This is a genomic window from Gordonia sp. NPDC062954 (assembly GCF_044543825.1).
GTDB classification, from domain to species: Bacteria; Actinomycetota; Actinomycetes; order Mycobacteriales; family Mycobacteriaceae; genus Gordonia; species Gordonia tangerina.
The window spans coordinates 146,952-167,926 of the sequence record NZ_JBITWL010000010.1; the positions used below are offsets into that span (position 1 = coordinate 146,952).

Sequence of the window (20,975 nt, forward strand, 5' to 3'; positions counted from 1 at the left end):
CGTTGCGGCACACGACCCATCACCGGCAGGCGCACGGGTGGTGCGGTCACGCGGTGGGCCGGGGTCGCCACGATCTTGCTGATCACCGCCATGATCGGATTGCGCGTTCCGACAGCACGATTGCCGGCCGAGCGGACCACGGCGGCCGCGGACACGGCCCACTCGTCGAGCATCGGGTCACGGGCGATGCGCGCCGCCGACGTCGCTGCGGGTGCAATAGCCGACGTCGACGTGGCGGTGGCCGTCCTGGACCGCGTCACCGGCGACGTGGTCGGGAACAGCCAGGCCACAGGGCCGATGTTCAGCGCATCGTTGGCGAAAGTCGTCGTCGCGGTGGACGTGTTGGATCGCCGACGTTCTGATGCTCTCCCGCTGAGCGCGAGCGATGTCGAACTCATCCGCCGCGCACTCGGTCCCAGCGATGACAGCGCGATGAACGACTTGTGGACGAGGTTCGACGGGATGGGCGCGGTCGGACGGGTGGCTACTCGACTCGGGCTGACCGACACCGCGGCCCCGATCGAGCCCGATATCTGGGGTTGGATGACCACGACCGCATCCGATGCGACACGGCTGCTGGCCTACGTGGCCGAGATGCCGCCACCCGACGCCGACGTCATCATCGGCGCTCTCGCACAGGCACCGCCCGTCGCCGCCGACGGTTTCGCGCAGGACTTCGGTCTGCAGGCGCCCGGGATTCGTGACGTCACCGCAGCCAAACAAGGTTGGATGCGGTGGCGAACAGACACCGCATATCTGCACAGTGCCGGGTTCGTCGGCGCGGACCGGCGATTCGTGGTCGCAGTTCTCGGTCGGCACACATTCCCGGGTCCCGACTGGCAGACGCTGCGCCGGTCGGTGACCATGGCTGCGACAGCAGCGGTCGGCGTGTTACGCGGTCGCATCGGTTCACCTGGCGCCGGCCAGCTCGCGGTACCGAACGTTCATCCTCCCGGGGTGGTTGCCCACCTACACTGACCGTCGTGACGAACGACGCCACGTCGGGTGGTGCACTCACACGGCGCCTCGGCGTCGGCGACGCGGTGACCATCGGCCTCGGATCGATGATCGGCGCCGGCGTGTTCGCCGTGCTGGCGCCGGCCGCGCGGGCGGCCGGATCGGGCCTGCTCGTGGGTCTGGCGATTGCCGCGGTGATCGCCTACTGCAACGCCACCTCATCGGCCCGGCTCGCCGCGCTGTACCCCGTCTCCGGAGGCACGTACGTCTACGGCCGCGAACGTCTCGGCGAGATCTGGGGCTACCTCGCCGGGTGGTGTTTTGTGGTGGGCAAGACGGCATCGTGCGCCGCAATGGCTTTGACGGTCGGTGTCTACCTGTGGCCCGACCACGCGCACGCCGTCGCGGTGGCCGCAGTTGTCGCAGTCACGGCGGTCAACTATCGGGGCATCCGGAAGTCGGCGCTCGTGACGCGTGCGATCGTCGCGGTGGTGCTGGCAGTGCTGGCGGCGGTGGTGGTGGCCGCGGTGTCGTCGACTCCGGCCGACACGGGCGAGCACCTCGCGATCGGCGACGATGCGTCCGTGTACGGGGTTCTGCAGGCTGCCGCACTCCTGTTCTTCGCCTTCGCCGGGTACGCGCGGATCGCCACGCTCGGCGAGGAGGTCCGCGACCCCGCCCGCACCATCGGTCGTGCGATCCCCACCGCTTTGGGCATCGTCCTGGTGGTCTATGCGGCGGTGGCGGTCTCCGCGTTGGCGGTCGTCGGACCTGCCGGGCTGGCCGACGCAGCGGCACCACTCGTCGAAACCGTGCGCGCCGCAGGTGCTTCCGGATTGGCGCCGGTGGTTCAAGTGGGTGCCGCGGTCGCGGCGATCGGCTCGCTGCTGGCGATGGTGCTGGGTGTCTCGCGTACCACCCTCGCCATGGCGCGCGACGGTCACCTGCCCCGCTGGCTGGCCGCGATCCATCCACAGCACCGGGTGCCGCATCATGCCGAACTGGCGATCGGCGTCATCGTTGCGGTGCTGGCCGCCACCGTCGATGTGCGTGGCGCAATCGGGTTCTCGTCGTTCGGTGTGCTTCTCTACTACGCCATCGCCAACGCGTCGGCGGCCACCCTGACCCGCGATGAGCGGCGGCCGGCGCGGGTGGTCACCACCCTGGGTCTCGTCGGCTGTGTCAGCCTCGCCGCGACTTTGCCGGTCGGCTCGGTGATCGCCGGTTGCGTGGTGGTCGCACTCGGCGTGGCCGTCTATCTGGTGCGGACGATACGGCATCCCCGCAGGTAGTACCAACCAACTATTCCGGATTCCCATGAAAGTGACTGGAGTCCGAGAGCGTTGACCGCAATCAGCCGTGTCAGGCCCATCCGAGGGGATATCCCCTCGGACGACCCCCACGAAGCCGATTTCAGGAGGCACTCACCAACGCGGCCAGGTGTTCTCGAAACTCGGGTTGATCGGCTGCAGGTGGGCGGTGTCGTCGCGGTTGTCGATGCCACAGCGGTCGCCGATTCCGCAGCCGAGGTTGTGCTGATGGAGTCGTTCGAGCGCCGCTTCGTCGATCTCGTCTCGCCGGGTCGGTAACACCGCTGGTCACCGACCAGCGAGGTCATCTCGTTTCTCGGCACGTGACCCACGACGTAGAGTCGGAGTCATGCGAGTGGTGGCGTCATGACTCAGCACCGCGACCGCGATAGCGAGGGTCACGCCCGCCAGGCGCGTCCGCGTGACCGGCTGGGGCGACCATTGCCCTACGGCGCGGAGGGTGTCGAGCCGGTTCCCGAGGAGGCGTTGCCGCCACAGCAGACGATCGAGCTGGCCCGCCGACTACTCGCCGAGGGGCGGCCGTTTTCCGCCCACGAGGTCTTCGAGAACCGCTGGAAGGACTGCCCAGTGGATGAGCGTCCACTGTGGCAGGGGCTCGCACAGCTCTGCGTGGGTCTCACCCATCACGAGCGCGGCAACCCGACCGGAGCCAGACGCCTGTACGCCCGCGGCGCCGAGCGCCTGACCGAATACGGCGCGACCGGGGGCCTCACCTTCGGCCTGCACCTCGACGCCATCTGCAGCTGCGCGCAGGAACGTTTCGGCGGCTGATCACGGGCCCGACCGGTACGCGTAGGCCCTGGGCGCCCTACCGCCTCCGGCGATGCCGGCGGGGCACCCGAACCCTGCCGACGGCAACGCCGATGTCGCCGAGAGAATCGGACAGTCGTCGACCAGACGGATGAACCGCACGCAATTGCCACGTCACGGCGATAATCTTCGATGGGGACGGCGGATGGCGCGCCGCGGGCGGCGAGGAGCGTGAACGATGTCGATGGACGTCGAAGCGGGTCCCGTCGTGTCTCTCACCCTGTCCGGGACCGTCCGCGCCGACGTCGACGGCCGTCCCGCCGAGATCAAGTCGCGGCGTGGGCGCGCGGTTCTGGCGCGCCTCGCCGCCGCCGACGGCCGGGTGGTGTCCACCGATCGACTCATCGACGACCTGTGGAACGGCGAGCCGCCACCGAAGGCTCTCGCCGGATTGCAGGTGCACATCTCCAACCTGCGCCGCATCCTCGAACCGCAGCGGGCGCCACGCACCCCGGCGCGGATCCTGGTGAGCGAACCTCCCGGCTATGCGCTGCACCTACCCCGAGATGCGGTGGACCTGTGGCGCTTCGCCGATCTGGCCGGGACCGCAGGCCCCGACCCGGCTGGCCGCTACGCCCGCCTCGGCGAGGCGCAATCGCTCTGGCGCGGTGACCCGTTCGGTCCGCATGCCGGCGACGAGTGGGCCGGCGCGGAAGTGGCCCGGCTCGAGGAGCTCCGGCTGCACACTGTCGAACAGCGTGCGGCCGCCGCGCTCGACCTGGGCCGTCCGGCCGAGGTCGTCGCCGAACTGCCCGCGCTGTGTGAATCCCACTCCACCCGCGAGGAGTTGTTCCGGCTGCTGGCGCTTGCCCAGTACCGGCTGGGCCGCCAGGCCGACGCATTGCGCACCCTGCGATCGCTGCGCGAGTACCTCGCCGACGAACTCGGCGTCGACCCGTCGGTCAAGATCCGCACTCTCGAATCGGACATCCTGCGACAGGACCCCGCGCTCGATGCACCCACCGCGACACGGGCTCCCGAGGCCCCGCCGACCGTCTACGCCGACCCACCCGAGGTGGACCGCTCCGCCGGTCCGGAACACCGGGAGTCCGCCGGACGGGAATCCGAACTCGAGAAGCTCGCCGAGCATGCCGAGACGGCGCGACGTACCGGGCTACGCATCGTGTGGGTCACCGCGGAGGCCGGTGGCGGGAAGACCACCCTGGCACGAACCTTCGGTCAGCACCTGCGCGCGTCGGGATGGGTCACCGCATTCGGGCAGTGCCCGGAGGTCGACGGCGCCCCGAGCGCCTGGGCGTGGCGTGAGGTGGTGGCAGAACTCGACGGCGACAACGAGATCGACGACCCGTTCCTGATCGCCCGGCAGGTGCGTGGTGCCTGCGAGTCCCGCATCGCCGACGGCCACGGGGTGGCCCTGATCATCGACGACACCCACCGCGCCGACAGCGCCACCCTGCAGGTACTTCGACAACTCGTCACCTGGCTGGCCGACCGGCCGGCACTGGTGGTCGCAACCTACCGGCCGTCGGAGGCGAGCATCGAACTACTCGCCACCGCAGCCGCATTGATCTCCGCCACCGCCGATCATCTCGTTCTGGCGGGACTGTCCGATGACGGAATCCGGGCGCTGGCCGCCGACGCCGGCCTCGACCCGGTCGACGACCCGACTTTGGCGCTGCTGCGTTCGCGCACCGACGGGAACCCACTGTTCGTACGCGAATTGGCGAAACTCGTGGCCTCCCGCGGCACCCGAGACGCGCAGACGGCGGTGCCCAGCGGAGTGCGGGAGGTGTTGCTACGCCGGGTGGAGCGACTCCCCGAACAGACGGTCACGATGCTGCGCCTGGCCGCCGTCTGCGGCCGTGAGTGCGACGTCGACACGATCATCGGACTCTGGCCCGACGACGATGCCGAGGACACCGTGCTCGACGCCATCGACTCGGCGGTGGTGGCCGGTCTGCTCAGCGCCGAAGCCGACCGCGTGCGGTTCACCCATGTTCTGATGCGTGACGCCGTCTACGACGCCATCCCGACGTTGCGGCGCCGGCGGCTGCACTGGCGCACCATGCAGTTGCTGGCCGCCCGCAACCCCACGGTCACCGACGAGTTGGCCGTGCACGCGGCGCTCGGCGCATCGAGCAGCACCGCCGACGATGCGTTGAGAATCGTGGAAGAGGCAGCGCGTCATCGTTTTTCGTCCGAGTTCGCCGCCGACTCCGCGCCACTGTGGCAGCACGCGGTGGATCTGCACGACCTGGCCGGTCACGCTCGCTCCACCGCATCGGCCGATGATCGGGTGCGGATGGTCCACGCGTTGTGTGATCTGGTGACCGCGCTGGCTCATCGGGGCGAGATCTCTGCCGCCCGCGCTCGGCGCGAGGACGCGTTGCGGCTGGCACGAACCGTCGACGACCCGGACCTGGTGGTGGCGGCGTTGACCTGCTGGCGCACTCCGTGGATCTGGTCGACACGCACCAAAGGCGTTCCCGACGAAGTGATAACGGCGGCCGTGCTGGATGCGCTGTCCGGCGCCACCGGCATCGACCGGATGCATCTGCTGATCAGCGCCGTGTTCGAGTTCGAGGGCTCCGATGACGCCTTCGCCATCGAGTGCGCCGAAGAGGCGCTGCGGCTGGCCCGGGACGCCGACGACGTCGACCTGCTGTGTGCCGCACTCAACGCACGCGTGTTCACCGCGCTGGGCCCCGACAGCCGCGATCAATACCCGGCGTTGGCCGCCGAATTCCTGGAACTGACCCAGGAATCCGGCAACCGAGGCTACGAGGCGGCCGCCCGCTTCTATCTGTTCCTGCTCCGCATGTCGCAGATCGATCTGCCGGGTGCGGTGGCGCAGATGCAGGCCGGCATGCAATGCGCCACCAGCGGTCGGGTGGGTGAGCTGGTGGTGGTGTTGTCGGCGTTCAGCGCGGTCACCGACGTCCTGCGCGGCGAACTCGATTCGGCAGCAGCCAAATACACCGCGCTCAGCGCGCAGCTGCGGGCGGCCGGGATGCCCGCCGGCGGGGAGTTCGACCTGATCGGGCACTTGTGCGTCGGCTGGTTCCGCGGCTCCATCGGCCATCTCGTCGACGAGGTCGCCGCGGTGTTCGAGCGTACCCCGCACTCCGTGGGATGGGTGTACGTCGATGCGCTCATCGACGCTGGTCGCATCGACGAGGCTCGGGCCATCGCCGAGACCGACCCATACGCCAGCCGCGACTACTACTGGACGTCCATGGAGGTCTTCCATGCGCGTGCGCTGGTCAAGCTCGGCATGGTCGACGAAGCCGCCCGGCTCTACCGGTTGCTGATCGACTGGTCGGGCACCATCGCGGGCCTCAACGCCGCCAGCGTCTCGTTCGGCCCAATCGATGTCGTGCTGGCCGAGCTCGCCGACCTGATCGGTGAACATGCTGCGGCCGAACGTCATCGGCAGATCGCTGCGGATGTCGAGGAGAAGGTGCGGCGCGGTCTGGCGGCGATCAGTTAGCGGGTGTCGGCCCGTTCCGGTCGGTCGTGTCGCGATCGGTGGCCGGGCGACTGGTCACGACCGCCGCCCACAGCACGGTGCCCACGATCGTCGCGATCCATCCGGCCAGGTACAGCGGTGAGACGGTCGGCGCAGGCTCGGGCAGAGTGTTCTGCGACCAGAGCGCGAAGAGCCCGAACGCCGAGGTGAAACCGCCGACGCCGAACGCGCACGCCGCCAGACCCCAGCGCCGGGTGCACAGCGCCGCCGCCGACAACACGGCCACCGCGAGCACCAGGATGATGTCGGCGCGCATCAGGAGCGAGGCGTCGGGCCCGCCGGCGAACCCGGCACCGCGGAAGGTCAGCGGCAGGGCCGACGAGGCGGCCGCCACCACGACCGCCGTCCACAGTCCGCGCCGGCGCGGTCCGCCGGGACGCACCTCGCGGGCCACCCGCCGTTCGATGCCGGCGAGCTCGCGATGGTAGTCGGCAAAGACGTCCTTCATCGCGCACCTCCCAACAGTCGTTCGCCGATGTATCCACCTTCCCGCACACCGGGCGGTATTGCGAATGGGGCAGATCCGACGTGGTGGGTTGCGCGGGTCGCCTCGGACGGCGCAGGTCGGCTCAGAGAACGCGGGCCGTCGACCGCCCGCGCGAATCGCGCCGACCTGCGGAAACGAAGACGACCCGCGTTCCGCCCAGGCATGCGGTTCGGGCGATCAGGCGAACCCACCACGCCGGTGGTCGGCGGGGACCGGTGTCACGACAGTGTCCTCACCCAGCGGCCGCCGCAACGACCACCGCGGGGTGAGTGTGCTCGCCGACATCTTCCACTCGCCGTCCTCGATCTGGTACTCGTCGTCATACTCCCCGGTCATCAGCAGCTCGGTGCGGTCGAGCAGGTTGACCTGTCGGAATTTCAACGTCCAACGGCCGGTCGCCGTGGTGGCGGAGGTGAGCGTGATGTCGGGGTGCAGGCCGTGATGCATGTCGAGAATGACGTACTGTCCGTCGACCCGATGCAACGCCACCTGTTCGAAGATCCGCGTCATCGGCGTCGCGTCGTCGAACGCGCCCAGCGGTCCGTAGTCGATGCGTGCACCGGACCGGATGAAACACCGGCGGAAACCGTTCGGGTCCTTGCCGTCACACGCCCGCCAGTAGCGGTGTTTCAGCTGTTTGATCGCCTCGATGCGGTCGAGGTCGTCGAGTCGGCGCGCGAGGTCGTCGGTGGACGTCATGCGGTCACGATAGGTGCGGCGCCGAGACCGGCGCGCCGATTCGTCAGTTGACGGGTGCGATCTCCTGCGGCCACGCGACATGCAGGTTCGGAATCGACTTCTTCGCTTCCTCGGTGCGCTGCTTGGTGGCCTGCTGGGCGGACTTGGCCGCGCCGGCACCGAGCACACTGTACGGGGCCATCGCCTGTTCGGCGGACCAGTTGAGGTCGAAACCGGCGATCGACGCATCGACATCGCCGCGCGAGTTGACGACGTAGTCGATCGGCGGCAGGCGTGCCTTCTGCGCGTCCTCGCGCGAAAGCGTCAGCTCGAACTGGTTGGCATCCGGGTTGGGCAGCGGCGTGGATTCTGGATCGCCCGGCTGCCATGGCTCGTCGGGGTTGGCGCCGGGGTCACCGGCACCCAAGGCATACGCGACGGCACCGCCGGCGGTTCCACCGAGGGCTGCACCGACTGCAGCACCCGCAGCGCCCACGCCCACGGCACCGATGGCGCCGCCCGCGGCAAGGCCGATACCGGCGCCCGCCAGCGCACCGAGCCCAATCGCATTCATGTACCCGATCGGGCCGAAACCAGGGATCACGTTCACACCGGCGAAGGTCACCGCGTTGTAGATGCCGCCGGCAACCGCACCGACACCGGTGCCGATGATCGCGCCACCCACAGCGCCCATCGCGGCAGCTGGGATACCCAGTGCCACAGCACCTGCCGTACCGCCCGTCATCACACCGATGATCGTCGCGGCCGCCTGGCGGGAAGCCTCGTCCTCGGGCACACCCACCGAGATCAGCCCTTGGGCGATTTTGGCCTCGCCGTACGCCGACCACGCGTTGACCGAGTTGACGTCCTTCTCCGACATGCCTTCCGGGATGTCGGTGATGAAGTTGCCGACACGGATCTTCTCCGGCGGCGGCGCGATCGGACGCACCGGCGCAACGGGTTTCGGAGCGGTCAGCGGGCGCTGGGGCACCGGGTCGTAAGACTCTTCGTAGGTCGGTGCGGTGTAGGTGCTCGGCTGGACGTACGGCTGGTACGGCGCTTCCTGCGGAGGCGCGGGGATTGCACCCGGACCAGGCACCACAACCGGGACGACCTCGGGCGTCGGTGTGGTGCCACCCTGCTGCGGAGCGGCCTGTTCCGGAGTGGTCCCGCCCTGCTGCGGTGCGGTGTCGCTCGGGCTGGTGCCGCCCTGATGCGGTGCCGCCTGCGCCATTCCGGCTCCGAAGCCGACCGCGATGGAGGCCGCCACGGCCGCCGAGGTCAAGCCCATCATCACCGGCGTGCGGCGTTCACCGTTCTCGCGACGGCCCTGTGTGCGCTGTGATGGATCACCCATCGATACAACTCCCCTGTCATCCAGAACCCTCCCCCGAGCGCCTGGTCGTGCTGATTTCGTGCTGCGGTTGTTCGCGTGGTTACCGCTGGTGGTCGCGCGTACAACCCGTCGACGGACACCCTGATCGGGCCGCCAGGCCGGACGGTGTCGCTGAGAACGTCAGCATCGAAGTAGAACGTCGGCACCGTCCCCACAGGACGCACCGACTTCCCCCGACAGCAGCATCACAACACTTACCCCCGACAAAGCTCTGCCGCGACGTCCACCGATGCACCAATGTGGATCGGTGGCGTAGCGTCTCGGATTCTGACATGCGTGGGGCGAAAGCAGCGAATCGGGGCACCGGGTAAGCGGCTCACGGGACAAGATTCATTCATTCGGTTGACTCACCTGAGGCAGCGACCGCCAGCGATCAGTTGATCGTCGCGCGCACCACGACCGCCGTGTCGTCGTCCACCACGGCCGCAGTGCACGCGAAGGTGTTCGTCGGTCCGTACGCGGCCTCGCTCAAGCGGTAGCCGGGGATCGTGATACTGCCGGACATCGCCCACGCGACGTCGATGGTATCCACGCTGTGACCCGCGTTCTCGACCGTCGTGCGGTCGTCGTCGGTGAGACCGACGGGACGGGTCGACACCTCGGAGAACTCGGCAGCCTCACCAACCTCGCCGTTGGCGGTACCGACACCGACGGCGTCGAACGTCGCCTGCACCTTCGACCGCAGCGCTTCGGTACAGGCCGAGGTGGCGACCTCTTCGCTGCTCTGCCGGCCCTGCATCGTGAGATAGCCCTGCCAGATGACGACGACGAGGATCACCGTCACGACCAGCCCGATGCCGGCGCGCAGCGGTGTCAGCTCACGCCGGACGCCCGCCCATCGATCCTGCATGCGCCGTTGATACCACGTCGCGCGCTCGCCAGGGGACGACTTCGAGGCCGCCAGCAGTTGTCCCGAGCATGCCGGTTGACTCCGATCACGGCGGAGTCGTCCCCCACCATTCGCACGAACGACAAGGCGGGAATCGCCTCGTCTGCCCCGTAGCGAATTCGATAGAGTCCGCCCCTTGTGAACATCAATCGAATCATCGCGGGCGCATTGATCGGTGGGGCCGCGGTCTTGGGTATTTCCGTCGGAGCCGGATCGGCAGAAGCCAAGATCGACCCGGGTCAATACAAGATGCAGTCGCGCGTCTACGGGTTCATTCCCTACCCCGACACCAACGTCAAGGTCGTCGGTAACCGGATGTATCAGGATTTCTACGGCGTCGGCCCATCGAACTCCTCGACTTTCGAGATCGACCAGACACGCCGCGGTGGCATTACGTCAACCCTCACCACGCACCCTTTGATGCAGTGGTACGCACGCACCGAGTGGTCGAAGACCAAATCAGGCTACCGCGGCACGAACTACGTTCTCGGTGGCATCCCAGTCGCCGACTACACCCTCAAGAAGACTCGCTGAAGGTTCGTCCCCCGGGTATCGCCACATTCTCCGTACGTTTAGGGAGAGTCTGCCAAAACCCCGGGGGACAACTACCCGCCCTGCCGTCCCCGCAGAACGTTCTTCTGAATCTTTCCCGTCGACGTCTTCGGCAGATCGGCGAACACGATCTGCTTGGGAACCTTGAAGCGCGCCAGACGTTCTCGAGCGAACTCGATGAGATCCTCGGCCGTCAGCTCCGCGCCCCGACGTACCGTCACATAGGCGACCGGCACTTCACCCCACCGCTCGTCGGCGCGGGCCACCACCGCCGACTCGACGACGTCGGGGTGACTGTCCAGCACGCGTTCCACCTCCACCGACGCGATGTTCTCGCCGCCGGAGATGATCACATCCTTGCTGCGGTCGCGGATCTCGGCGTAGCCGTCGGGATGCATCACCGCGACATCGCCGGTACGCAGCCAACCGTCGATCGTGGCTGCGGCGGTGGCGTCGGGATCGCGGTAGTAGCCGAGCATCACGTTGTTGCCGCGCGCCACCAACTCGCCCTCGGTGGCAGCGTCCGCCGGGACGTCGGCGCCGTCCTCGGTCACCACGCGCAGCACACCAGCGGAGATGTTGCCGATTCCCTGACGCGCCTTGAGGATCGCGCGTTCGCTCGGATCAGTCGCATTCCATTCGGGTTGCCACTGGTTGACGGCGATCGGGCCGAACGTCTCGGTCAGCCCGTACAGGTGGGTGACCTCGATGCCGAGGTCGGCCATCCGCGACAGCAACGCCGGTGATGGCGGCGCACCACCGGTCGCGGCCTGCACGGTGTGCTCGAGGCGCGCGGCGGCGGGGTCCTCGGCGATCATTGTGAGCACCGTCGGCGCGGCGCTGAAGTGGGTGATGCCGTCGGCGGTGAGATGCCGCCAGATCTGAGAGGTGTCGATGGCGCGAAGGCACACATGGGTGGCGCCGGCCGCGGTGAGCGCCCACGTGAAACACCAACCGTCACAATGGAACATCGGAAGCGTCCACAGATAGTTCGAGCCCGGACCAACACCGGAGTGATACGCCATCGCAAGCGACTGCAGGTAGGCGCCGCGATGGTGGTACATAACGCCTTTGGGCCGCCCGGTGGTACCCGAGGTGTAGTTGATGGCGAGCAGCCCGCGTTCGTCGACGTCACGCCAGATCGGGGTGCTGGAGGTGGTGAGCAGCGGCTCGTACTGGTCGTCGGTGCCGCCGGCGATCACCACCCGGATGCCGACCGCCTCGGCGACCGACCGCGCCGTATCCGCGAACTCGTGCGTCGCCACCAACAGGCGTGCGCCGCTGTGATCGAGGATGTAGCCCAGCTCGGCTTCGGACAGTCGAATGTTGAGCGGCACCAGCACCGCTCCGGAGCCCGGTACTGCGTTGTGCATCTCCAGCATCACGTGACTGTTGGCGCACAGCGCCGCGACGCGGTCGCCCGGCCCGACGCCGAGGCCGGCCAGTGCCGCCGTCAGCTGCGATGCCCGTTGGTAGAACTCGGCGTAGCTGAACGTGCGGTCGCCGTCGATGATGGCGGTGCGCTCGGCGAACACCGCCGCAGCACGCGACAGAAACGACACCGGACTCAGCGACGCGAACGTGAAGTCGGCCGGCGCGGGTCGGTCCGGGTCCGTCATAGGTGCTCGACTCCTTCGTCGTCGCTCGCGGTTCGTCCCCCGGGTATCGCTTCCTCCGCCAGCGGCCGTCGGGGGACAAAGCAACACCCGGGGGAGGAACTATCCGACGACCCCTACGGCGGGGCGGTCGGCGCCAGGTAGGTGCGGGTCACGGCCGGCCAGTTCGCGATGGCCTTCTTGGCCGGCGAGACGACGACGGCGGGCGGTGGCCGGCGGACAGGCGCCGGTGTCGGGGTCGTCGGCACAGCGGGCGCCGCAGTCGTCTCCGTCGCCGTCCGCACCAAGGCCTGTACCTCGGCGGCCGTCTTCTCCAGGCGCGAAATTCGCGTACGCAGGTAGGTGTCGACCCGGATGAACTCCGACTGCAGCCGGGCCACGTCGGCTTCGAGACGTTTCGCCACGTCACGCTTCTTGCCCATCGCACGGCCCATCCTCGGTTGTCGCCTGGCCCTCACTCTACGAGGCAACCGCGGCAGACCCGAGGACATCGGGACGTGTCGTGGCCTCCACCCCTACACCGCGCTGGGCTCCCGACTATCGGCTGCCGCCACCGCCCGGAAGTCCCGGGTGAAGTCGACCGTCCGCATCTGCGCGATGAACTGCGACGCGAAGCCCGGATACATGGTGGCATTGAAGCCGTCGTCGGTGAGATACCAACTGCGGCAACCGGAATTCCAGGTGGTGTGCTCGAGCCGCTTCTGGATGGCGCGGTTGTAGGCGTCCTGTGCCGGTTGATGGACGTCGAGCAGCGTGAGGTCGCGGTCGCGGACCAAGCCGATCGCGGTGACGATCGCGTCGATCTGCGCCTCCATGTACACCAGCGCCGAGTTGTGGCCGGGTCCCGAGTTGGGGCCGAAGGTGAAGTACAGGTTCGGATAGCCCGACACCGCGAAACTCCGGTACGCGTACGCGCCGCGTGACCATTCGTCGGCCAGCACCCGGCCGCCGCGTCCGCGGATCGGGATGGGCGTGCCCTGCTTGGACACCTCGAAGCCGGTGGCGAACACCAGGCAGTCGAAGCGCCGTTCGATGCCTTCGACGCTGCGCACCCCTCGTTCGCAGATCCGGGCGATCGGCCAGGTCACCAACGTGCAGTTGTCGGCTTGCAGCGCAGGGTAGTAGTCGCTGGTCATCAGCAGGCGTTTACAGCCGGCGCGGAAGTCCGGGGTCAGCTGTCGTCGCATCCACGGGTCGCGCACCTGTGCGCGCAGGTTCGCCTTGGCGACGGCCTCGATGACCCGGGTGAACGGCGAATTCCACACCGCGCCCACCGCCACCGACTCATGTCCCCAGAACCACAGCTGACGCGCGAGGTTCTGCGTGAGCGGGATGGCGCCGTATAGCCGTCGCGCCGAACCGGAGATGGCTCTGTCCAGCCGCGGCAGCACCCATCCCGGGGTGCGTTGGAACACGGTGACATCGGCACCGTCGCGGACCAGTTCGGGGATGATCTGCACCGCGCTCGCGCCGGTACCGATCACGCCGACCTTCTTGCCGGCGAAGTCGTAGGAATGGTCCCACGCCGCCGAATGCATGCGGTGGCCGGTGAATTCGTCGATACCCGGGATGTCGGGGTAGCCCGGCGTGGACAGCGGACCCGATGCGATCACTGCGGTGCGCGCGACGATCGGTTTGCGGTCGGCGATGTCGACACGCCAGGTGCCGGCGGTCTCGTCGAACTCGAGGCCGGTGACGAGATGGGAGTAGCGGATGTGTCGGTCGAGACCGTGGTCGGCGATCATCGTGTCGATGTAGGCGAGGATCTCGCGGCTACCCGAATAGGTGTGCGACCAGTCCGGATTGGGCGCAAACGAATACGAGTAGAGCCGCGACGGGATGTCACAAGCCGCTCCCGGATAGTCGTTGTCGCGCCAGGTACCGCCAGGCCGCACATCGCGTTCCAGAATCACGAAATCGTCGTGGCCGGATTGCAACAACCGGATGGCGGTACCGATGCCGGCGAATCCGGCGCCGATGATGACTGTGGTGGTGTCGGCGACCACCGTGGTGCCCCCGTTCATGCGACCGGCTCGTAGGTCAGTTCCTTCGACCAACTGGGTTGAGGTCGCAGCAGGAAGCGTGGATAGTGGTCGGTCAGCTTCACCATGGTGTCGGCGAAGTAGTGATAGGGGCTGTCGCGGTTGATGACCCAGCCGGCGTGATACTTGAGGACCTGATAGGTGATGAGCCGGGTGCCGTTGCCGCGCTCGCCGTTCTTCTTGAAGCGCTTCATCGCTTCGTAGAGTCGTTCTTCCTTGAGGCCCATGTCGACGATGTTGTCGCGCATCTTGTTCAGCAGCGGAACATACATCAGGGCGCCGATGAGGACGCCCGGCGACGCGACGGTACCGACGGCTTCGATGACGAGTTTGCGAGCGCGGGCGTTGCCGATCATGTCCAGCGCGTGGAAGTCGACGGCCAGGTGGCGTGATTCGTCGGCGTTGATCTTGCGGAACGCCTCATGGCACACCGGGTCGTGCACCTCTTCGAGCAGGAACTTCAGCAGCGCACCGTCGAGCGCGACCTCGAGCATGGGGATCACCGTGCCCAGCACCGGCGACGACATCCGGTCGGCGAAGGTGTCGAGCCATTCGATGGCCAGCCGGATGTTGACGTTGGGTTCGGGCACCTCGTCGTCTTCGAGCATGCCCCACCGCCGCATCAGGGCCAGTTCGGCGTTGGCGTGTTTCTGTTCTTCGGCGTGGAAGTATCGGTAGATCTCGGCGAGGGTGTCGTCGGGGGCCTTCTTGGCCAGGGCCGCGAAGCCGCGGGCGCCGACGTTCTCGATCCACACCAGATCCGCCATGAATGCCTTGAGTTTCGGTTTCTGTTCGTCGGTGATCAGCTCGGCACCCGGGGCGTCCCAGTCGATGTCGGCGAGCGCCCATTGACGGTCTTTGATGGTCTGCAGCATGTCCTCGAGCACGATGGGCATGTCAGGCTCCTTCCGTGATGCGATCGGCAGGTTGGGTGGTGGTGGGTGCGAGTCGGTGCAGAATGCCGGCGCCGAAGGTGTAGGTGCGCGGCAGCAGTCGTTTGGTCAGCCAGATCGCTTTGGCTTCGAGTTGGGGCACCACATACAGGTGGCCGCGGTCGTTGGCGTCGAGCGTCTGCCGCGCCACCTGCTCGGGTGACCGGCCGCTGACGCGCATCAGGGTCTCGGCGAGTTTCTGTGCCTCCCCGGTGATCCGGCCGTCGGCGGCAACATTGGTCTTGACGAAGGTCGGGCACAGCACGGTGACGGCGAGGTCGGTGCCGGACAGTTCGGCGGAGATGGTCTCCGACAGCGCCAGCACCCCGGCCTTGCCGACGTTGTAGGGCGCCATGCCGGGGCCTGCGGCGAAGGCGGCGGCCGACGCCACGTTGATCAGTCCGCCTCGGCCGGATTCGCGCAGTTGCGGCAGGAAGAGTTCCGAGCCGAAGACCATGCCGCGCAGGTTGATTCCCAGCGCCCAGTCCCAGTCGTCGATGCCGATGTCGCCGACGGCGCGCCCGCCGATGCCGACGCCGGCGTTGTTGATCATCAGCGAGGTGGGTCCGCCGAGGAGTTCGGGTGCCCGCGCGGCCAGGGTGCGCATGTCGTCGGGGTCGGCGACGTCGCAGAACAGCGCCTCGGCCTGGCCGCTCCCGGAATCGCCGATGAGCCGGACGGTGTCGAGGGCGCGGTCGACGTCGATGTCGGCGCACAGTACGCGACCGCCGCGGGCGGCGAGTTCCAGCGCGAAGGCTCGTCCGATACCGCTGCCTGCACCGGTGACGACGGCGCGGGCCTGGTGTGATCGTTTACTGGTCATGTCGTGGCGTGATCCTTCTGCTGGGCGACGGTCACATCGACGTCTGCGGATGGACCGAAGGGCTGCCGGATGAACGCGGCGATCTGCCGCAGGGCAGGGGTGGCTTCCGGAATGAGCGCCGGAAGTGCTTGGAACACATGGGTTTGGCCCGGCCATTCCCGGAGTTCGCAGTCGCTGCCGGCGTCGATGAGCATCCGCTGCGCCTGCCGGGCGTCGGTCCCCAGCATCTCGGCGCCGCCGACATGGATGAGGCTGCGTGGCAGATCGTCGGCGCGTTCGAGGGTGAGCTTGAGCCGTGGCAGGTCGTCGGGTTGGCCTCGGGTGTAGTGCCGCACTAGTCTGCGTGCCGCCCGCGCGGAGATCAGCGGATCGGGGCCGTGCTCGCGTTCGCGCAGTGCGGCGAGAGTCAGGGTGAGGTCGACCAGCGGCGACATCAACACCACCGAACGGGGTTGCGGCCGCCCGTGACGAACGTTCTCGGCCAACAGATCCAGGATGAGGTGGCCGCCCGCCGAGTCACCGGCGACGGTGATGTTCTCCGGCCGGTAGCCGATGTCCTGCAGCCAGGCGTAGGCGGCTTCTACGTCGTCGGCGGCCGCCGGGAACGGATGCTCCGGGGCGAGGCGGTAGTCGACGGTGAACGCCGGCATTCCAGTGAGATGCGTCAGGCGGGCGACGAGACCGCGATGGGTGCGCGCCGAGCACACGGCATACCCACTGCCGTGAACATAGAGGATGATCTGGCGCGACTGCATCACGTCGGGTGGATACACCCATTCGCCACGAAAGGTGCCGGTGGCCAGACGCTCAACGCGAACGTGGTGCGGCGGCGGGCAGCCGATCAGCATGCCGGCGGCCACGATCATGCGCGAGGTCCGGATCTGCAGGGCGCCACCCGGCAGTATCTCGGCGAACGGTCGGAGCGTCCGCCGGGTCACCCAGTTCGCGAGGCGAGAGGCCGATGAGGTTTCCGTCACACCCAGATCGCAACACTGACTGCGCCATCTGTCAATGGCACAATCAGTAATGCCTGGCTGCCGGGCCCCGCCGGACCTGCCTTGTAAGGTGGGGCGCACCACGGAGGTCGGGAGGTACCAGGGAGATGGCGCGAGTGCCGTCGACGCGCTTGGCTCAGCTGACGACGCTGATCGAGCAACTGTCGGCCACACCCCGATACGTCGGAAAACAGTCACGTGATCTCGAAACTGCGGTCGCCCGATTCCTCGCCGGCGCCACCCATCAGGCGTCACGCCAACCCGAGGTGGCGCGCTACCGGATTGACGATCTGGCGCGGGTCTCCGGGGTCACCACTCGCAACATCCGGGTGTATCGCGAGCGGGGGTTGCTACCCGCACCGCGCCGCGTCGGACGCGTGACGCTGTACTCCGACGCGCATGTCTCGCGCCTGGCGTTGATCAGTTCGATGCTGTCGCGCGGCTACGCCCTCGCCCACATCGACGAGTTGCTGACCGCCTGGCAGAACGGCGGTCAGATCGCCGACGTCCTGGGCCTCGAACACGATCTGACCGAGATCCAGGAGTCCGGTGGTGTGCGGAGCACCACGCTGGCCGAGTTGTCCGAGGCCGGCATCGACGACGATGCGGCCACCCGATTGGCGAAGCTGAACATCATCACGATCATCGCCGACGATGAGGTGACGGTCGACGAGCCGGACGTGCTGAATGCGATCTTGCCGCTGATCACCGAAACCCGTTCGGCCGCAACCGTGATCGACGTCGTCGAGCGCGTCTACCCGGCCTTCGAGGCGCTACATCAGACGCTGGTCGAAGCCGCCGACACGCTCACCACACCGGCCGGCGGCACCTCGGATCAACAGCTCACCGAAGTGACCCTCACCCTGATCCAACTACGGGCACTGGCCGATGCGGCCACCCGCGCCACACTCACTCAGACGACGAACACGCTGCTGGCACAGTCACTCTCGGATCAGACCAGCGGACCGACTGCCGACTGAGCAACGACTGTCCCCCAATCGGTGGACCCCGCAGTCCACCGGCACATCACCCGGTCGGCGGAATCCGCATCGGTGCCGACCGGAGCAGAGTCATGGGTGTCGCCGGAACGACCACCGCCCCGGCCCGAACCCAGGAGAACGATCATGAACACCACCACTCGCCGCATCGCCGCCGGAGCAGCCGTTATCGCCGCCACCGCGGGCATCGGATTCGCCGTCGCCGGAGCCGCCAACGCCGGCACCCTGCCCGTCACGCGTCCCGGCGAACCGACCGTCGCGATGACCATCACGAACCACACCGACAAGCCCGAGTACCTCATCGGGGCCACCACCGGACAGTCCGGTCAGTGGGTGAATGCGCCGCAGCGTGTGCTGTACCCGGGTGCCAGCGAAACCATCACTGCCGTGGCCCCGTTCAGCAACTATCTGACGGCCAACGCGCAGTACAAGATCGGCCACGTCGGACCGACCGCGAACTACGAGATCGAGAACATGAAGGGCAACGTCAACACCTCGATGAGCGGCATCTGGGGCCCGCACGCCCAGAACTACTGGATGAGCCACACCATCAGCAGCCGCTACCCGAATGTGAACGTCGGCTTCGATCAGTGGTGAGTGGGCCGATGGGAGTGGGCGGCCCCTGGGGCGGTTTCGGCGAGCCAACTCGCGCGCGGCCGGTCGATTACTCCCCACTCTCCGCCGTCGGCAGCCGCCACCCGAACGTCGCCGTCGGCGGTGCGTCCTTGGTGTAGAGCCGCGCCGGGCGCCCACCACCGACTCGCGTCGCCGGCTTGCCCTCCGGGGTGATCTCGGCGGCCAGCAGCGGCTGCACCCGACGGTTGAACGAATCACGCATCAACCGCCGTCCGAGGATGGCTTCGTGCAGCTCACGCAGCTCCGAGAGCGTGTAAGGCGGGTGCAGCAGGTTGTCCGGATCGGGCTGGTCCTCGTAGCGATCACGAAGGTTGTCGGTGGCGGCTGCAATGATCGCGTCGTGGTCGAACAGCAACCGCTCACCTGAGGCCAACCGACCGTGCGAGGTGAGCGGTGCGAGCTCACCGTCGACCTCGGACAAGTCCGCGGCAGGCAATGCCACGGCATGCGCGATCGAGATCGTCCACCCGCGAGGATCTCGATCTGGATCACTGAAGACCGCCAACAGATGCGGTCGGACGTGGTCGGGCGAGAGCCCCAGTTTGAGTTCGAGAACCTCACGCACCGTCTCGTCGACGGTCCGCCGTTCGCGGACGAACCGGCCCGGCAACGCCGCACCTGCGGAGTCCGGATTTCGTTGGATCACCACGCACAACGAACCGTCGAGCACCGTGAGAACGGCGATGTCGACGGCGACGTTGGGCCGCGGATAGTCGCTGAGGCGAGAGGTCGAACATGCACTCACGACCCAACCCTATGCGAATGTCTGCGCAAAGTTGTATTCTCAAAATCGCGCAAAGTCACCGCCTCGGTCGGATGCCAGGTGGGAGGAAGGAATGACGATGAAACTCTCCGCCGCTCTCGACGTCGAGGTGGTGGCTCACGAGGCCGCCGACGAGGTCACCGTGTTGTTGGAATTGCAGGCACCCGCCGCGCCGGGCACCGACCGTGCCCCCACCGCACTGCAGGTGGTGCTCGACCGCAGCGGGTCGATGTCCGGGCCGCCTCTCGAGGGTGCCCGCGCAGCGTTGGCCGGGGTGGTCGCGCAGCTCGATCCGTCCGATGTGTTCGGTGTGGTCACCTTCGACGACTCCGCCCAGGTCGTGGTCCCCGCCGCAACACTGGCCGACAAGCAACGCGCCACCGACGCGATCACCGCGATCACGCCCGGCGGCTGCACCGACCTGTCGTCGGGCTACCTGCGGGGTCTGCAGGAACTGCGTCGCGCCACCACCGCGGCCGGCATCCGCGGCGGCACGGTGCTGGTGATCAGCGACGGACACGTCAACCGCGGGATTCAGGATCTCGACGAGTTCGCGAGCATCACCGCGAAGGCCGCCGCCGACGGCATCGTCACCTCCACGTTGGGGTACGGCCGCGGCTACGACGAGACACTGCTGTCGGCGATTGCCCGCTCCGGCAACGGCAATCACGTGTTCGCCGACGACCCGGACGCCGCCGGCAGCGCCATCGCCGGCGAGGTCGAGGGGCTGCTGGCGAAGTCGGCGCAGGCGGTGACGCTGACCGTGCGGTTCGTGCCGCAGGTTCAGGAGCTCTCGGTGTACAACGACCTACCCGCGCACCAGACCGCCGACGGCGAGGTGATGATCGAACTCGGTGATCTCTACGCGCTCGAGGAGCGCAAACTGTTGCTGCGGATGAAGGTCGACGGCCTCGCCGCACTCGGACTCGCGCAGATCGCATCGCTGGAACTGCGGTATGTGGAGACGGCCACCCTCACCGAACACACGGTGTCGCTGCCGATCTCGGTCAACGTGGTGCCCGGCGACGAGCTCGGTGACCGCGTGCCCGACCCGAAGGTGCAGTCCGAGCGGCTGTACCAGGAAGCGCAGGCGGCCAAGTTGGAGGCATCGCAGGCCTACGAGGCCGGTGACCTCGACGCCGGATTGGCGTCGATGCGCGCCTCCCGCGACCGCCTGCAGGCCGCCTCCGCGTTGGCGATGCCCGAGGATCGCGCGGCAATCGACGCCGAACTCACCATGATCGAAGAGCTCAGCGCCGAGGCGACCATTACCGGAGCCATCTATGCCTCCAAAGCCACCCGCGACTCCTACCACCTCGGCAACCGCAAGCGCGGCCGTCGGCGGGACTGATCTCGATACCCAGTAACTGCTGGTCGAGTAGCCCGCGAGCCCCTAGGAGGCTGCTGAAGAAGTGGTCTGTGTGCGGCTGGCCGTCGGTAATGCTGGGTCTGTTGATCGCGGGCGAGTGTTGCTCGGGCGCTTGTCCCGCGGGGTCAGGCGGTGGTCAGGGTCCAGGTGTTGTTGGTGGTGCTCAGCCCCAGGGTGATCAGGCGGCGCAGGTTGATCGCGGCGGCGCGGT

Annotated in this window: 20 protein-coding genes; 8 read left to right on the forward strand and 12 right to left on the reverse strand. The window is 67.8% G+C overall.

From position 1 onward, the window contains the following. The first annotated feature begins 75 nt into the window (after positions 1-75). Both ACIGKQ_RS12340 and ACIGKQ_RS12345 read left to right on the forward strand, forming a co-directional pair. Entirely contained in the window at positions 76-978 is a 903-nt protein-coding gene (locus tag ACIGKQ_RS12340; RefSeq protein WP_396573830.1) for a serine hydrolase, read from the forward strand. Next, positions 975-2,249: an APC family permease gene (locus ACIGKQ_RS12345; protein WP_396573858.1), complete on the forward strand. Its 1,275-nt coding sequence runs from the start codon at positions 975-977 to the stop codon at positions 2,247-2,249. Before ACIGKQ_RS12340 ends, ACIGKQ_RS12345 begins: the two co-directional genes overlap by 4 nt. Before the next feature lie 132 nt (positions 2,250-2,381). Here ACIGKQ_RS12345 and ACIGKQ_RS12350 read toward each other — a convergent pair whose 3' ends face one another. Next, positions 2,382-2,549 carry a hypothetical protein gene (locus ACIGKQ_RS12350; RefSeq protein WP_266063281.1) on the reverse strand — a complete coding sequence of 56 codons (168 nt, stop codon included), beginning with the start codon at positions 2,547-2,549 and terminating at the stop codon, positions 2,382-2,384. An 84-nt stretch (positions 2,550-2,633) separates the two neighbouring features. Between ACIGKQ_RS12350 and ACIGKQ_RS12355 the strand changes: the two genes are divergently transcribed. Both ACIGKQ_RS12355 and ACIGKQ_RS12360 read left to right on the forward strand, forming a co-directional pair. Further along, positions 2,634-3,059, forward strand: a complete 426-nt coding sequence (locus tag ACIGKQ_RS12355; RefSeq protein WP_235721637.1) for a DUF309 domain-containing protein — start codon at positions 2,634-2,636, stop codon at positions 3,057-3,059. A 217-nt stretch (positions 3,060-3,276) separates the two neighbouring features. Continuing rightward, positions 3,277-6,549 carry a BTAD domain-containing putative transcriptional regulator gene (locus tag ACIGKQ_RS12360; protein WP_396573832.1) on the forward strand — a complete coding sequence of 1,091 codons (3,273 nt, stop codon included), beginning with the start codon at positions 3,277-3,279 and terminating at the stop codon, positions 6,547-6,549. Here ACIGKQ_RS12360 and ACIGKQ_RS12365 read toward each other — a convergent pair. The 4 genes from ACIGKQ_RS12365 to ACIGKQ_RS12380 form a co-directional block, all read right to left on the reverse strand. Then, complete coding sequence (locus tag ACIGKQ_RS12365; protein ID WP_396573834.1) at positions 6,542-7,036, reverse strand: hypothetical protein; 495 nt, start codon at positions 7,034-7,036, stop codon at positions 6,542-6,544. The two genes, ACIGKQ_RS12360 and ACIGKQ_RS12365, sit on opposite strands and share 8 nt — an antisense overlap. Positions 7,037-7,252: 216 nt before the next feature. After that, positions 7,253-7,774 carry a nuclear transport factor 2 family protein gene (locus ACIGKQ_RS12370; protein WP_235721634.1) on the reverse strand — a complete coding sequence of 174 codons (522 nt, stop codon included), beginning with the start codon at positions 7,772-7,774 and terminating at the stop codon, positions 7,253-7,255. A gap of 43 nt (positions 7,775-7,817) precedes the next feature. Beyond that, positions 7,818-9,110, reverse strand: a complete 1,293-nt coding sequence (locus ACIGKQ_RS12375) for a hypothetical protein (RefSeq protein ID WP_396573836.1) — start codon at positions 9,108-9,110, stop codon at positions 7,818-7,820. A gap of 412 nt (positions 9,111-9,522) precedes the next feature. Then, complete coding sequence (locus tag ACIGKQ_RS12380; RefSeq protein ID WP_266063275.1) at positions 9,523-9,999, reverse strand: hypothetical protein; 477 nt, start codon at positions 9,997-9,999, stop codon at positions 9,523-9,525. Between the two features lie 177 nt (positions 10,000-10,176). Here ACIGKQ_RS12380 and ACIGKQ_RS12385 point away from each other — a divergent pair, with 177 nt between their 5' ends. Further along, the gene (locus tag ACIGKQ_RS12385) at positions 10,177-10,572 is read left to right on the forward strand and encodes a hypothetical protein (RefSeq protein ID WP_235721631.1); all 396 of its coding nucleotides are present in this window, start codon (positions 10,177-10,179) and stop codon (positions 10,570-10,572) included. Between the two features lie 71 nt (positions 10,573-10,643). Here the strand turns inward: ACIGKQ_RS12385 and ACIGKQ_RS12390 are convergent, their stop codons facing one another. The 6 genes from ACIGKQ_RS12390 to ACIGKQ_RS12415 all read right to left on the reverse strand — a co-directional run bounded on the left by ACIGKQ_RS12390 (position 10,644) and on the right by ACIGKQ_RS12415 (position 16,980). Continuing rightward, positions 10,644-12,209 carry an acyl--CoA ligase family protein gene (locus tag ACIGKQ_RS12390; RefSeq protein ID WP_235721630.1) on the reverse strand — a complete coding sequence of 522 codons (1,566 nt, stop codon included), beginning with the start codon at positions 12,207-12,209 and terminating at the stop codon, positions 10,644-10,646. Positions 12,210-12,322: 113 nt separating this feature from the next. Beyond that, positions 12,323-12,628 (reverse strand): hypothetical protein, encoded by a 306-nt coding sequence (locus ACIGKQ_RS12395; RefSeq protein ID WP_266063273.1) that lies wholly within the window; start codon positions 12,626-12,628, stop codon positions 12,323-12,325. 93 nt (positions 12,629-12,721) lie between these two features. Then, positions 12,722-14,230 carry a flavin-containing monooxygenase gene (locus tag ACIGKQ_RS12400; RefSeq protein ID WP_396573839.1) on the reverse strand — a complete coding sequence of 503 codons (1,509 nt, stop codon included), beginning with the start codon at positions 14,228-14,230 and terminating at the stop codon, positions 12,722-12,724. Next, entirely contained in the window at positions 14,227-15,144 is a 918-nt protein-coding gene (locus tag ACIGKQ_RS12405) for a ferritin-like domain-containing protein (RefSeq protein ID WP_328715626.1), read from the reverse strand. Before ACIGKQ_RS12405 ends, ACIGKQ_RS12400 begins: the two co-directional genes overlap by 4 nt. Position 15,145: 1 nt before the next feature. After that, positions 15,146-16,003 (reverse strand): SDR family NAD(P)-dependent oxidoreductase, encoded by an 858-nt coding sequence (locus tag ACIGKQ_RS12410; RefSeq protein ID WP_328715624.1) that lies wholly within the window; start codon positions 16,001-16,003, stop codon positions 15,146-15,148. Further along, positions 16,000-16,980: an alpha/beta hydrolase gene (locus ACIGKQ_RS12415; protein WP_328715622.1), complete on the reverse strand. Its 981-nt coding sequence runs from the start codon at positions 16,978-16,980 to the stop codon at positions 16,000-16,002. Before ACIGKQ_RS12415 ends, ACIGKQ_RS12410 begins: the two co-directional genes overlap by 4 nt. 125 nt (positions 16,981-17,105) lie before the next feature. Between ACIGKQ_RS12415 and ACIGKQ_RS12420 the strand changes: the two genes are divergently transcribed. Together ACIGKQ_RS12420 and ACIGKQ_RS12425 are read left to right on the forward strand one after the other, a co-directional pair. Continuing rightward, entirely contained in the window at positions 17,106-17,978 is an 873-nt protein-coding gene (locus tag ACIGKQ_RS12420) for a MerR family transcriptional regulator (RefSeq protein WP_396573842.1), read from the forward strand. 144 nt (positions 17,979-18,122) lie between these two features. Continuing rightward, a complete protein-coding gene (locus ACIGKQ_RS12425) occupies positions 18,123-18,593 on the forward strand; it encodes a hypothetical protein (RefSeq protein WP_396573844.1) in 471 nt (156 codons plus the stop codon). A 67-nt stretch (positions 18,594-18,660) separates the two neighbouring features. Here ACIGKQ_RS12425 and ACIGKQ_RS12430 read toward each other — a convergent pair whose 3' ends face one another. Next, a complete protein-coding gene (locus ACIGKQ_RS12430; protein ID WP_396573846.1) occupies positions 18,661-19,377 on the reverse strand; it encodes an NrtR DNA-binding winged helix domain-containing protein in 717 nt (238 codons plus the stop codon). A 97-nt stretch (positions 19,378-19,474) separates the two neighbouring features. Between ACIGKQ_RS12430 and ACIGKQ_RS12435 the strand changes: the two genes are divergently transcribed. Continuing rightward, the gene (locus ACIGKQ_RS12435; protein ID WP_396573848.1) at positions 19,475-20,746 is read left to right on the forward strand and encodes a VWA domain-containing protein; all 1,272 of its coding nucleotides are present in this window, start codon (positions 19,475-19,477) and stop codon (positions 20,744-20,746) included. Positions 20,747-20,975: the final 229 nt, after the last annotated feature.

What these genes read in the sequence shown, in the direction of transcription:
- ACIGKQ_RS12355 (WP_235721637.1), top strand. Translation starts at nt 2,634, where the DNA reads ATGACTCAGCACCGCGACCGCGATAGCGAGGGTCACGCCCGCCAGGCG.
- ACIGKQ_RS12360 (WP_396573832.1), top strand. Translation starts at nt 3,277, where the DNA reads ATGTCGATGGACGTCGAAGCGGGTCCCGTCGTGTCTCTCACCCTGTCC.
- ACIGKQ_RS12365 (WP_396573834.1), bottom strand. Translation starts at nt 7,036, where the DNA reads ATGAAGGACGTCTTTGCCGACTACCATCGCGAGCTCGCCGGCATCGAA.
- ACIGKQ_RS12370 (WP_235721634.1), bottom strand. Translation starts at nt 7,774, where the DNA reads ATGACGTCCACCGACGACCTCGCGCGCCGACTCGACGACCTCGACCGC.
- ACIGKQ_RS12375 (WP_396573836.1), bottom strand. Translation starts at nt 9,110, where the DNA reads ATGGGTGATCCATCACAGCGCACACAGGGCCGTCGCGAGAACGGTGAA.
- ACIGKQ_RS12380 (WP_266063275.1), bottom strand. Translation starts at nt 9,999, where the DNA reads ATGCAGGATCGATGGGCGGGCGTCCGGCGTGAGCTGACACCGCTGCGC.
- ACIGKQ_RS12390 (WP_235721630.1), bottom strand. Translation starts at nt 12,209, where the DNA reads ATGACGGACCCGGACCGACCCGCGCCGGCCGACTTCACGTTCGCGTCG.
- ACIGKQ_RS12395 (WP_266063273.1), bottom strand. Translation starts at nt 12,628, where the DNA reads ATGGGCAAGAAGCGTGACGTGGCGAAACGTCTCGAAGCCGACGTGGCC.
- ACIGKQ_RS12400 (WP_396573839.1), bottom strand. Translation starts at nt 14,230, where the DNA reads ATGAACGGGGGCACCACGGTGGTCGCCGACACCACCACAGTCATCATC.
- ACIGKQ_RS12405 (WP_328715626.1), bottom strand. Translation starts at nt 15,144, where the DNA reads ATGCCCATCGTGCTCGAGGACATGCTGCAGACCATCAAAGACCGTCAA.
- ACIGKQ_RS12410 (WP_328715624.1), bottom strand. Translation starts at nt 16,003, where the DNA reads ATGACCAGTAAACGATCACACCAGGCCCGCGCCGTCGTCACCGGTGCA.
- ACIGKQ_RS12420 (WP_396573842.1), top strand. Translation starts at nt 17,106, where the DNA reads ATGGCGCGAGTGCCGTCGACGCGCTTGGCTCAGCTGACGACGCTGATC.
- ACIGKQ_RS12425 (WP_396573844.1), top strand. Translation starts at nt 18,123, where the DNA reads ATGAACACCACCACTCGCCGCATCGCCGCCGGAGCAGCCGTTATCGCC.
- ACIGKQ_RS12435 (WP_396573848.1), top strand. Translation starts at nt 19,475, where the DNA reads ATGAAACTCTCCGCCGCTCTCGACGTCGAGGTGGTGGCTCACGAGGCC.